Here is a 12,358-nt window from a genome sequence, read left to right on the forward strand (position 1 = left end):
TCTTTTCACTCAATTGAAATTTTTGCTTTTATCTACACGCACCAAACTACGACAAAATACGGGGGAATTATGCCTTCCAAAAAAGCATCTTGGTTTGATAACGTCAATCCAAATGTATTTTTTAGCACCGTGATTATTATTTCTGTTTTTTTAGCATTAGTGATATTTACACCAGATGCTTTTAACTTGCTCACCAATCAGTTAAACCAATGGATCACAGCCTCTTTTAGTTGGTTTTATGTACTTGCTGTCGCCATTTTTCTGATCGCGCTTACCTGTATCGCCTTGTCTAAAATGGGGCGTATTAAATTAGGTCCAGATCATAGCGAACCTGAATATAAAAATAGTTCTTGGTTTGCCATGTTATTTACCGCAGGAATGGGTATTGGCTTAATGTTCTTTGGTGTGGCCGAACCCGTTATGCACTATGTTAGCCCACCGACTGGAACACCCGAAACCATCCAATCTGCCCAACAGTCCATGCGTATTACTTTTTTTCACTGGGGATTGCATGCCTGGGCTATTTACGCTTTAGTGGGATTAAGTCTTGCTTATTTCTCTTTTAGACATAACTTACCTTTAAAGGTGCGTTCAGGCTTATATCCAATTATTGGCAAGCGAATTTATGGCCCGATTGGCGATGGAATTGATACTTTTGCAACTATAGGCACAATATTCGGTATCGCAACCACTTTAGGTTTTGGTGTAACTCAAATTAGCTCTGGGCTAAATTATTTATTTGATTTTGAAAATAGTATTCAAACCCAAATTATCTTAATTATCTTAGTCAGTGCACTCGCATCATTTTCAGTTTTTCTTGGTCTTGATAAGGGCATTAAACGACTTTCTGAACTAAATATCATTTTGGCCGTAATACTGCTCGCATTTGTATTTTTCGCCAGTTCGAGTATTTATATTTTACAAACCACCATTCAGAACATTGGTCAATACGTTTCCAATTTATTTGCAATGACCTTTAATCTGTATGCCTATCAGCCTACAGGCTGGATTGGTGGTTGGACCATCATGTATTGGGCTTGGTGGATTTCATGGTCGCCATTCGTTGGTATGTTTATCGCTCGTGTCTCCCGTGGACGCACCATCCGTGAATTTATTGTAGGGGTATTACTCATTCCCACAGGTTTCACTTTGGTATGGATGGGTTTTATGGGTAATGCCGCGCTATTTAGTATTCTTTTTGAAAATCAGGGAGGTTTAGTGGCTGCTGTAGAAAAAGACTCTTCTGTTGCCTTATTTGAGTTTTTAAAGCACTTGCCATTTTCTGGTGCTTCTAGCTTACTTGCAACGGTTTTAGTTTTTCTATTCTTTGTGACTTCTGCAGATTCTGGGTCTTTAATCACCGATTATTTAACAGCAAAAACAGAACATTCTCCTGCGTGGCAACGACTGTTTTGGACAGCAACTATTGCTGTGCTCTCTATTATTTTATTGATTGCAGGTGGCTTAGAAGCTTTGCAGTCTGCAGTTATTATGAGTGCCCTACCGTTCACTTTTATTATGTTGCTATTGTGCATCGGACTCATCAAAGCCTTACGTTTAGATGTGACTAAGATGCAAGCTTTACAAAGTGCTCGAATCACACCACGCGCTATACATAATCCAAGAAGTTGGCAACAGCGTTTAAGTTTAATTATGCATTCGCCTCACAGTGAATCCGAAGTCAAAGCCTATATTAAACAGGATGTACGTCAAGCATTTCAGAATTTAAAGCGTGAATTTCAACGTCGCCAACTGGATGTATCTATTATCGAAAGTGATCAAGGCTTACTATTCAAAGTCAATCATCATGATGAAATTAATTTTATTTACCAAGTAGTTGTAAGTAAAACTCTCGCTCCAAGCTTTATGCTTCAAGATCAAAATGAAGATACTCAGCAGTCTTATATTGCTGAAGTGTTTTTACGGGAAGGTGGTAAAAACTACAATGTGATGGAATGGACACAAGAAGACTTACTTCAAGACATTTTGGAACAATATGAGCGGCATTTATATTTCTTAAATGTGGTTCGCAACTAAGTAATGGAGACTGTAAATTAAATTGTGTAATTGCCTGAATTTGCTATGCTTAAAACAATGAGTGTAACGAAATTGGTTTGATCCGAAGGACAACTAGCCCGACCTGTGTAGTAACGCTCATATCTTTATTTTTTTGTGATTTATGTTATATTCCTTGCAGAAATTAGTGCTGTAGTTTCTTTTTAGCCCGATCTCCCCTGGTCGGGTTTTTTATACTTAAAAACAGCTAAGAACTTTTAAGAAAGTCATATTTTGTTTGGAACAATATTTTAAATAAAGGTACAATTAATTGTCTAATTTTATAGGCTTTGTTGCATAAATATGTAAGCATCTGATTTAAATAGATTTAATTTTGGATCAAAAAACAATCAAACTTTTAAAATCATATAGTTATGAAATCTTTGTGCAACAAAGCCATTTCTTCATTGTGCGCTTTCCAATTGTGAGTTGAAAAAGTCTAATGGTTCTACGAATACACCTAACTTATTCAACTAACTACAAATGTGTCGCACTTATGATTTGAGTTTGCGTCTATTGAATGGTGTGTAATGTCTAGAGAATCTAATAATCCTGATACTTTATTTATTCTTGATTTTTTAGGTAAACAAACTGATTTAAAAGTTGTTTTGCATACAGTTTCAAAGTGGTTGGAAGGCTTAATTCCTGGATCAATGGTAACTATTATGTTTTTCTCAGAGAAAGAAAAACATTTAAATTTAATCAGTGGAGGACAATATTTTACTCCAGCATATCGTAATGCATTAACAAATTTAAAGATTGGGCCATATGTTGGTGCATGTGGAGCAGCAGCCTATTATCGTAAAATCGTTATTTGTGAAGATATTTTTACTCATCCTAACTGGATAAGCTATCAAAAATTTCTTATTGAAGAAAATATTTCTGCTTGTTGGTCTGTTCCTATAATTAGTGCTGAAGGTACTTTATATGGAACTTTTGCAACTTATTATCGAAAACCGAAGAGCCCAACAGATGATGAGATTAAAATGCTTAATCATGCGGCATACCTGACTGCTTTAGGGATCGATCTATATTATGAGCGTCAGCATAAAAATGCTATGAATGATAAATATCATTCTTTTTTTGATCATCATCCTGATACGGTATATGAATTGGATTTACATGGAAATATTAACCAATTAAATATAACATCAAAAAAGATTAATGGATTTGAGATAGAGCAGATTGTAGGACTACACTATTTAAATTTTATTCATCTTCAATATCAAAAAATAACAGAAGAAGCTTTTAAAAAAGCTACAGAAGGTCATATTCAACGTCTAGAAATACAGGTTTATGACGTTAGAGAGGAAAAATATTGGGCAGATCTCACCTTTTTACCATTATTTCAAAATAGAAAAATTGTAGGTGTATTTGCAATCGTAAAAAATATTACAGACCGATATAAAACAGAAGAGCATTTACAATTATTAAAACGGGGATTAGATGCAAGTCCTAATGGTATTGTAATTACTGATGCTACTTCAAATCATCAAATTGTATACATTAATCCTGCTTTTCTAAAATTAACCGGATATTCCGAGAAAGAAATTCTAGGTCGTAATTGTCGCTTTCTACAAGGAGAAGATACAGATATTAATGCAGTTCAGGAAATTCACCAAGCGCTTAAAGATAAGCGAGAAGTTCAAATTACCTTAAAAAACTATAGGAAAGATGGCACCTGGTTCTGGAATCAACTTACTCTTAGCCCAGTATGGAATCAAAATAATGAATGTACTCATTTTATTGGAACCCAGCAAGATGTAACCCAGAAACGTATAGATGAAGAATATATAAATTATCAGCGTACTCATGACAGTCTAACTGAATTAGTTAACCGTCAAGTTTTTGAAGAGTTATTGGACCTTGCCTTTTACAAAAAGGGTGGAATGAACAATACATTAGCGGTTTTATATATTGATTTAGATGACTTCCGTACTATAAGTAAAGATCTCGGATATGCTGAAGGGGATCAATTAATTAAGCTGGTCAGTCAGCGTCTACGGACTATTTTACAAGAAGATGATGTTTTATCACGTTTTGCCGCTGATGGCTTTGCTCTATTATTAAACAAAGAATATACTCAGGAAAAAGTAACTCAAACAGTAGAAGGCATCTTAAAAATTTTAGCTTTACCTTTTAATATAAAAGGGCAGCATATTCGTCTGAGCGCAAGTATTGGTATTGCGACTGATACAGAGGAAGTCGAAAATTTTAGAGAGTTATTGCATCATGCAATTCATGCAATGTATGAAGCCAAAAATGAAGGACGTAGCACTTGGCACTGGTATACAAGTGAAAGAAATACGGTTCACAAAGTGAATGACATCCAGTTACGCCATGAACTCATTATGGCCTTGGAAGATGAGCAATTTAAATTATTTTATCAACCTATCGTTGATAGTTTAACTAATAAAATTGTAGGCGTTGAAGCACTTATTCGATGGTTCCATCCTGAGCGTGGTTTAATTTCTCCATTGTCTTTCATACCTTTAGCCGAACGTACTGGACAAATTTCAGCAATAGGAAATTGGGTATTAAATCAGGCATGCAAAGATATTACTGAGCTTAATAAGAATAGACCAGATCAACTTAGCGTGGCTGTAAATATATCTCCTATACAATTTAAACGTACTAATTTTTTGGCTGAGTTAAGGAATACCCTACTAACAAATAACTTTGATGCTAAGTTATTGAAGATAGAAGTAACAGAAGGGATGTTACTGATGGGTATTGAAAGATCGGTTGAAATTTTAAAAGCTATACGAGCACTTGGAATCAAAGTAGCAATCGATGATTTTGGTACGGGCTATTCCAGCCTGAGTTACCTCCGTCAACTGCCTATTGATCAAATTAAGTTAGATCGTAGTTTTATTCAACATTTGCCAGAACATAAAAATGATGCGGCAATTGTTATAGCAATTACTCAAATGGCAAAAACATTAAACTTAGAAGTCGTGGCTGAAGGTGTTGAAACAGAAGAACAAGCTAAGTTTTTAACAGAGAGCCAATGCAATTACTTGCAAGGCTATTATTTTGCTAAGCCCGTTTCTATAGAAGATTTAAAAGTTATTTTAGACAGGCTTTATTTCATAAATACCTGAAAGGATGAGTTCCCCTCTAAATGGCCTACCTTAAATAAAAACGTCTCTGACAAACCCGGTATGGTTCACACGATGAGAATTAAAGTTTCTATCGGTCCTATTTAATGGCATTTTGCCACTTTTTAGGTTGAATCCTAATCAAAATAGCGAGTAATTATGATCCCTTCTTATGAAAACTTTAAAGATTTTAAAGATGCTGGTGAAAAAATTTTAGAGTATTTACATAATCACTTAGGCTTTACTTTATGGATGATTACTCGTACTGAAAGTAATGATTGGATAGTTTTGCAAGCTAAAGATCATGGATATGGAGTACAGGCAGGACAGGTCTTCAATTGGGCTGACTCATACTGCTCTAAGATGGTACTAGATAAAGGGCCACGCATAGCACCTGATTCGAAAAAGATTCCACTGTATGTAGAAGCAGGCATCAACAAACTGGTCGATATAAACGCCTATATTGGGCAACCTTTATTCAATGAAGATGGTTCTATTTTCGGCACATTATGTGCTATTGATCCATCAGTACAGCCTCAAAGTATAGAACAATATAGTGATCTATTAGAGCTATTCAGCTTATTACTTAGTCGAATTTTACAAAATGAACTTAAAATTAATGAACAAAAAAGAGTTAGTGAAAAGCTTGAAATGGATTCATTAACCGATCATTTAACGGGTGTTTTTAATCGTCGTGCTTGGGATACATTTTTGGATTTAGAGGAAGATCGATGTAAAACCTACGGACATCCAACCACAGTGATTATTATAGATTTAAATGACTTAAAAGCTATAAACGATAAATTTGGTCATTCGGCTGGAGACCAAATGATTCAAAAAACGGCCCAAATCTTAAAGAAAAATGTACGCTCCAATGATTTAGTCGCGCGTTTAGGAGGAGATGAGTTTGGCATTCTAAATATTGAAACGAATTTAGAAAATACTCAGAAATTGGTGAATCGGCTTTTAAAATCCTTACAAAATGCTGGAATTAATGCTGCAGTTGGTGTTGCGGCACGTGAACCGAGTAAAAATTTACGAATGGCAGTAATTGAAGCAGATGAAAAAATGTATCAGCATAAACGTCAAATTAAAGTCATCATTTGATTGATCCATACAATTACACTCTGAAGCGTTGGCCAGCTTTAAGCCGCTATCTAGATGATGTCAATCTACCAATTTGCAACAATTGGGTCGAGAATCAGATGAGTCCCTGGGCGTTGGGGCGCAAGAACTGGCTGTTTGCAGGTTCGCTGCGCAGTGGTCAGCGAGCGGCCAATATCATGACTTTAATCCAGTCAGCAAAGCTGAATGGGCTGGATCCATATGCTTATTTAAGTGATGTGCTGCAAAGGCTGCCGACACACAAAGTGACCCAAATTGAAGAATTGCTGCCGCACTGCTGGAAACCTAAATCGAATTAAAAAAAGGTATGGGATTCAGCGGACGCTTACGTTTAACACCATCTAGAACAGATCTTTTCACAATAAAATTCCTTGTATCCGAATAATGCAGAAAGATTAGCGGATACAAGATCGGATACACAATGGGGCTGATCATAGCTGTGCTTAACAGTATATAACTGTGCAAAGAATTGAAATAAAAAACCCATGAATCCTTAAAATTCATAGCTTTAAATATCAATAGAATGCAAAGTTATGCATATCATTACAAAAATTTGGTGGGCCCAGACAGACTTGAACTGTCGACCAACGGATTATGAGTCCGCTGCTCTAACCGACTGAGCTATAGGCCCTAAAATTGAATTTGTTATAATTCAACAAGTTCAAGCGCAAAGAATACTAGCGAAGTTTTGTTAAAAAAACAAGCTATTTTCAGAAATTGCGGTATAGATAATCATCAGACAAATTTGATTATTATTGAAATAAAAAAATACACCTTCACTTTCCGAAAATTTGCCCGATGAAATTTTAAACGCTTCTCTTTACTCACTTCCAAAAACAACTCAAACATTGACCAGATTAATATCACCTACGGCAACGCAATAAGATAGAAACATTATTTAGCTTATTGAAAGATCAATACAATTTAGTAACGAGTAAAGCACGTAGTATTCATGGATTTCTTAGTGGAATATATGCTTCGTTATGTGCATATCAATTAACCCATCGGAATAAGCCAATAATTAAAATTATGGAATCATCGGCTTAAGCAGGATTCCGATTAATTAAAAAAGAGCTTTTTAAAGGGCCGCTTAAATCTATTTTGGAAAAAATCGGCGGCATTCCAGTCGACCGTAAATCTAGCAAAGATATAGTTTCGCAAATGGTTGAACTTTTTGATCATAATGAACATTTCAATTTGGTCATTGCAACCGAAGCAACTCCTGCAAAAACTGGTGAAGCCCGCAAGCCAATTCGTACAAGTTTTTGGCATATTGCCAAAGCAGCCAATGTGCTATCGTTTTAATATATGCCAACTCACAAACTAAACTAGGCGGAATTTTAGGAAAAATTTATCCGACAGATTTAGATCACGATATGGCACTTATCCAACAATTATATAAAGAGCACGTAGGCTTAGACATTATTATCCCTGAGCCAAAAACATCGCCAAGCGATGGTTAAAAACCTAAAACTCTGCCCTTTATCTAAAAAAAGGGCTTATGTTAGAATGGGCGCAATTTTGATAGGCATACTGCCAATCTGTAAGGAGCAAAGTTCGCATGGCGGGTCATTCCAAGTGGGCCAACATTAAGCATCGTAAAGCCAAACAAGATGCTAGTCGTGGTAAGTTGTTTACCAAATTTATTCGTGAATTAACAACTGCTGCAAAGCTCGGCGGTCCAGATGCGGCAAGTAACCCTCGTTTACGTGCTGTTGTGGAAAAAGCACTTTCAGTTAACATGACACGTGACGTCATTAACCGTGCCATCCAGCGTGGTGCAGGTGGTGAAGATAACGACGATCTTAAAGAAGTAACCTATGAAGGTTATGGTGTTGGTGGTGTTGCTGTTATTGTAGAAACCATGACAGACAACTTAAACCGTACCGTGCCAGATGTACGTCACTGTTTCTCTAAGACTGACGGTAACTTAGGCACCAATGGTTCTGTAGCGTTTCTATTCACAAAACGTGGTGAAATTTCATTTGAAGATTCCTCTTTAGAAGATCAAGTGATGGAGGTTGCTTTAGAAGCTGGCGCAGAAGATATTGAAGTGTCTGAAGATGGCATTTTGGTTATTACTACGCCAGAAGCTTTTGGTATAGTTCAAGATGCGCTAACAGCAGCAGGTTTGAAATCTGACAATGCTGAAGTGGTTATGAGTCCATCGACCAAAGCAGAAATTACAGACATCGATCAAGCGAAAAAAATTATGAAAATGATTGATATGCTTGAAGATTTAGATGATGTTCAAAACGTATATACCAACGTTGAATTCTCTGATGAAGTTTTAGCACAATTAGACGCATAATCGGTCTAACTGCAATTCCTAAAAACGCACGTTCTCGTGCGTTTTTTTTTAGATCCAGTCAAAATAATTCTAAGATTCTAATAAATTAAACTTTATTTAATAAACCATGACAGTTTAAAACATCATATTCTTTAATCACAAAGCTAGAATGCAAACCTGCCACATGCTCAATTTTACCAATCCGTTTTAATAAAATTTCGCTGTAATTTTCCATATCTCGTGCCACAACCTCTACAATAAAATCTGCAGTCTGTCCTGTCACCAAAAATGCACGTATCACTTCAGGAATGCTTTCCAATTCATCCAAAAATTTGGCAAAAATATCGGTATCGTGTTTGCTCAAAGACACCTGCAACAACACATGCAAACTAAAGCCCAGTTTTTGATAATTAATTTCACGCTTTAAACCTGAAATAATTTTATGATCGATCAGACTTTTAATACGTCGATGCACTGAACTTACCGACAAATTAACCCGCTCGGAAAGCTCATTCAAATTGACATCTTCATAGCTTAAAATTTCTAAAATATGCTTATCGTAACGATCCAATTCCATTTTAAGCACTCAATTTAATCAGATAAAAATTAAACATATACCGCTATTATACTTGAATTGTTTTGCAGACTAAGCATTTTTAATGAAAATTCTTTCCATGAGTAAAGCAAAATCTTTATGTTTTAGAAATAACCGCTGATCGCTAGAGCAACTACATTGACAAAGGGGATTTCATTGAACCTATTGTTTTGAAAGATTCACATTCTCAACAATCCAATCAATAACGGCTTCGTTCATAAATTGTCACAATCCTAGCCGTCTCTTTTTGCAAGTTTAAGAAATGTATTAAAAACAGATGTGCTCAACAATAAGCACAATGCGCTGGCAAACTCAGTAAAGAATTTTAATTAGAATCACTAAAATTCTTTGTTCTAATTCTTGGCTCTAGGGTTTTAGCCATCAGTATCCAAAAAAAATACGCGCAAATTGCGCGTAGGTTTATTTAAGGCAATAACATTCAAATACCGCGCCAATCTACACGTGCATTACGCTCAGTTTGATAAATACGAGAAACATATTGTCCTAAAGGCAAATCCAGCAAATACTTTTTATAATTTTTAAATTCTACAGAAATGACTTCATCGTGTTCTTTTTCCCACGGCGTACCTGAAATTTCTAAAATAGGTGCAAGCATCGAACACACTGAAATATCGGCTAAACCTAAACGCTCACCTACAAAATAGCGTCCATAATTATCAATCAAATGTTGATTTAAAGTGACAATTAATTCATCCATCCGCTGTTTAGATTCTGCGACCTTATCTTGATCAAGCTGATAACCCTTAGATACCAAAGCTTTAATAATTGGCTTGGAATATTTAGAAAATTGACGCAAATAGCCTTTTTCACCAATTAAAATTTCCAGAGGTTCTTCACTTTCAGATAGTGCATGCGCCAAACCCCAACGACGCACATGCTGCCCCAGTTCATCAGCCAAAATATTTATGGCTAAGGCATGTTGATATTGCTCAGCATCACTGCGTAACAAGGCATGTTCAGGATAAACATCATCCAGATATAAAGCAATTTGAGTCGAGTCTGCTATCCAGCGCTCTTGATCACGTAAAATAGGTAATTTATTTTGCCCTGTTTTTAATTGGGAAAAAGCGCGATGCACACCTGGAATTAAGTTTTGCGCTTCATAATATAACTCTTTATGATCCAATAACCAGCGAGCTTTCTCACAAAAATGAGACAAAGGAAACTGGTATAAGATGCGCATAAAATCTCCATATTTAAATTTTGATATCCAAAGCAGTATCAATACTGTGCTTGTCATACTTTAGTCATAGCTTCTTATAATTACAATGTACTTTTTATTCAAAATACAGGCGAGACAGTCAACACTACAAAATCAATTCCTGCTAGAAATTCAACAAACAACGCCAAGCACGTTGGATTGGAGAAACATATGTTCGATGACCTGACTTTATCTGCCCTTTCATGTAAAATCGTGCCTAATTTTTAAATAACACGTTGTGAGTTATTCATGGGTTTTAATTGTGGTATTGTGGGCCTGCCAAACGTTGGTAAATCTACGCTTTTTAATGCTTTAACCAAAGCTGCAATTGCAGCGGAAAACTTCCCATTTTGTACCATTGAGCCAAATACAGGCATTGTACCTGTGCCAGATTCACGTTTGGACAAATTGGCGGAAATCGTAAATCCGCAACGTGTATTACCCACCACGATGGAATTTGTGGATATTGCAGGTTTGGTTGCAGGTGCATCTAAAGGTGAAGGTTTAGGTAACCAATTCCTTGCCAACATTCGTGAAACCGATGCAATTGCGCATGTGGTTCGTTGCTTTGAAGATGAAAACGTCATTCACGTAAATGGTAAAATTGACCCATTAGATGACATTGCAACCATTAATACCGAACTTGCTTTGGCCGATTTAGAAACGGTAAGCAAAGCCATTACACGCTTAGCAAAATCTGTCAAAGGTGGCGATAAAGAAGCTGTAGCGACCAAAGCCGTTTTAGAAAAAATTCAACCTTTACTAGATGATGGCAAGCCTGCGCGCGCAGCCAATTTAGATGATGATGAACGCAAATTGGTTCGTGGTTTTGGTTTATTAACCTTAAAACCAACCATGTATATTGCCAACGTGGCAGAAGATGGCTTTGAAAACAACCCGCACTTAGATGCAGTTAAACAACTTGCTGCAGAAGAAAATGCGATTGTGGTTCCTTTATGCAACCAAATTGAAGCCGAAATTTCATTGCTTGAAGATGAAGACCGTGCAGAGTTCTTAGAAGCTCTTGGTATGGAAGAACCAGGTCTGAACGTGGTGATTCGTGCAGGTTATGCGCTGTTAGGTCTGCAAACTTACTTTACTGCAGGCGTACAAGAAGTCCGCGCGTGGACAGTGAAAGTAGGTGCAACTGCACCACAAGCGGCAGGTGTAATTCACACTGACTTTGAAAAAGGCTTTATCCGCGCAGAATGTATTGCTTATGATGATTTCGTACAATACAACGGCGAAGCAGGCGCAAAAGAAGCAGGTAAATGGCGCTTGGAAGGTAAAACTTATATCGTTCAAGACGGTGACGTTTTACACTTCCGCTTTAATGTCTAACTTGTTTTAATGCTTAATTTTAGAACAATCCTTGCAGCAAAGCATTGATTCAACAAAAAAACCTCGATGTAAGCATCGAGGTTTTTTATGGAAGATTCTGCATCACATCAATGCAAAGCAACCTCAACTAAGACTGTACCACATTACCCTTTTGTTTCGGGTCGGTATTGCCCAATTCAGGGTGCGCCAAAGCATCAGCACATTGTTTTTTATCACGCTCATAATCAGCTTGTTTTTGCGCTAGGCTACTTGAACTGTCAATCGTCGCACGCGCCCAAATTTCCAAGCTAGTCAGGGCTTTACGACACAGCGCATATTTCCCTTCAGTTACAGAGTCGGTCATTTTGACATTAATACGCCAGTCGGTACTTAATTTACGGGCAGGTTTGCGGACTTTATCTTCAATTAAATTACGCTGTTTACGATACACGTACGGCTCAACTTCATTCATCAACTCCCACACGGCTTGTGCATACACGGTCGCATCATTGGTGAGTTTTGGCGCAGGCTTAATTTCTACTGTTTTTTGCGGGTTGTTGTCATTACTACACGCTTGCAATAACAGGCTACTGCATAACATTGAAACAAGCAGGATTACAGGTGTTTTCAATTTCAACATATCGGTTTGC

The 12,358-nt window shown here is 36.8% G+C and carries 8 protein-coding genes, 1 tRNA gene and 3 pseudogenes; 8 read left to right on the plus strand and 4 right to left on the minus strand.

Features of this window, described 5'->3' with window-relative positions:
* Positions 1-69: 69 nt before the first annotated feature.
* From L6C30_RS04030 to L6C30_RS04045, 4 genes and pseudogenes are all read left to right on the plus strand, one after another.
* Entirely contained in the window at positions 70-2,037 is a 1,968-nt protein-coding gene (locus L6C30_RS04030; protein ID WP_236162420.1) for a BCCT family transporter, read from the plus strand.
* 548 nt (positions 2,038-2,585) lie between these two features.
* Positions 2,586-5,159: an EAL domain-containing protein gene (locus L6C30_RS04035; protein ID WP_236162419.1), complete on the plus strand. Its 2,574-nt coding sequence runs from the start codon at positions 2,586-2,588 to the stop codon at positions 5,157-5,159.
* 156 nt (positions 5,160-5,315) lie between these two features.
* Positions 5,316-6,263, plus strand: a complete 948-nt coding sequence (locus tag L6C30_RS04040; RefSeq protein ID WP_236162418.1) for a sensor domain-containing diguanylate cyclase — start codon at positions 5,316-5,318, stop codon at positions 6,261-6,263.
* Positions 6,264-6,274: 11 nt separating this feature from the next.
* Positions 6,275-6,580 (plus strand): annotated as a pseudogene (locus L6C30_RS04045) (transposase domain-containing protein); the annotation flags it as partial.
* Between the two features lie 255 nt (positions 6,581-6,835).
* On the opposite strand, the gene L6C30_RS04050 reads toward L6C30_RS04045, so the two are convergent.
* Positions 6,836-6,912 (minus strand) — tRNA-Ile (locus tag L6C30_RS04050).
* Positions 6,913-7,142: 230 nt separating this feature from the next.
* On the opposite strand from L6C30_RS04050, the pseudogene L6C30_RS04055 reads away from it, so the two are divergent.
* From L6C30_RS04055 to L6C30_RS04065, 3 genes and pseudogenes are all read left to right on the plus strand, one after another.
* A pseudogene (locus L6C30_RS04055) lies at positions 7,143-7,328 on the plus strand (IS982 family transposase); the annotation flags it as partial.
* A 12-nt stretch (positions 7,329-7,340) separates the two neighbouring features.
* A pseudogene (locus tag L6C30_RS04060) lies at positions 7,341-7,744 on the plus strand (1-acyl-sn-glycerol-3-phosphate acyltransferase); the annotation flags it as partial.
* Between the two features lie 98 nt (positions 7,745-7,842).
* Positions 7,843-8,592: a YebC/PmpR family DNA-binding transcriptional regulator gene (locus L6C30_RS04065; protein WP_070155957.1), complete on the plus strand. Its 750-nt coding sequence runs from the start codon at positions 7,843-7,845 to the stop codon at positions 8,590-8,592.
* Between the two features lie 85 nt (positions 8,593-8,677).
* Here L6C30_RS04065 and L6C30_RS04070 read toward each other — a convergent pair whose 3' ends face one another.
* Positions 8,678-9,148, minus strand: a complete 471-nt coding sequence (locus L6C30_RS04070) for an Lrp/AsnC family transcriptional regulator (RefSeq protein WP_178318523.1) — start codon at positions 9,146-9,148, stop codon at positions 8,678-8,680.
* Positions 9,149-9,605: 457 nt separating this feature from the next.
* Entirely contained in the window at positions 9,606-10,370 is a 765-nt protein-coding gene (locus L6C30_RS04075) for a glutathione S-transferase family protein (protein ID WP_236162417.1), read from the minus strand.
* Between the two features lie 267 nt (positions 10,371-10,637).
* On the opposite strand from L6C30_RS04075, the gene ychF reads away from it, so the two are divergent.
* The gene (gene ychF, locus L6C30_RS04080; RefSeq protein WP_236162416.1) at positions 10,638-11,729 is read left to right on the plus strand and encodes a redox-regulated ATPase YchF; all 1,092 of its coding nucleotides are present in this window, start codon (positions 10,638-10,640) and stop codon (positions 11,727-11,729) included.
* A gap of 127 nt (positions 11,730-11,856) precedes the next feature.
* On the opposite strand, the gene L6C30_RS04085 is transcribed toward ychF, so the two are convergent.
* Positions 11,857-12,348 (minus strand): hypothetical protein, encoded by a 492-nt coding sequence (locus L6C30_RS04085; RefSeq protein WP_236162415.1) that lies wholly within the window; start codon positions 12,346-12,348, stop codon positions 11,857-11,859.
* Positions 12,349-12,358: the final 10 nt, after the last annotated feature.

Origin of the sequence: Acinetobacter sp. KAM396 (assembly GCF_021602765.1) — a bacterium.
Classification (GTDB): domain Bacteria; phylum Pseudomonadota; class Gammaproteobacteria; order Pseudomonadales; family Moraxellaceae; genus Acinetobacter; species Acinetobacter towneri_A.

Excerpts from the sequence above, each read along its gene's own strand:
- L6C30_RS04035 (WP_236162419.1), top strand. The coding sequence starts at position 2,586 with ATGTCTAGAGAATCTAATAATCCTGATACTTTATTTATTCTTGATTTT.
- L6C30_RS04085 (WP_236162415.1), bottom strand. The coding sequence starts at position 12,348 with ATGTTGAAATTGAAAACACCTGTAATCCTGCTTGTTTCAATGTTATGC.
- L6C30_RS04040 (WP_236162418.1), top strand. The coding sequence starts at position 5,316 with ATGATCCCTTCTTATGAAAACTTTAAAGATTTTAAAGATGCTGGTGAA.
- L6C30_RS04065 (WP_070155957.1), top strand. The coding sequence starts at position 7,843 with ATGGCGGGTCATTCCAAGTGGGCCAACATTAAGCATCGTAAAGCCAAA.
- L6C30_RS04030 (WP_236162420.1), top strand. The coding sequence starts at position 70 with ATGCCTTCCAAAAAAGCATCTTGGTTTGATAACGTCAATCCAAATGTA.
- L6C30_RS04070 (WP_178318523.1), bottom strand. The coding sequence starts at position 9,148 with ATGGAATTGGATCGTTACGATAAGCATATTTTAGAAATTTTAAGCTAT.
- ychF (WP_236162416.1), top strand. The coding sequence starts at position 10,638 with ATGGGTTTTAATTGTGGTATTGTGGGCCTGCCAAACGTTGGTAAATCT.
- L6C30_RS04075 (WP_236162417.1), bottom strand. The coding sequence starts at position 10,370 with ATGCGCATCTTATACCAGTTTCCTTTGTCTCATTTTTGTGAGAAAGCT.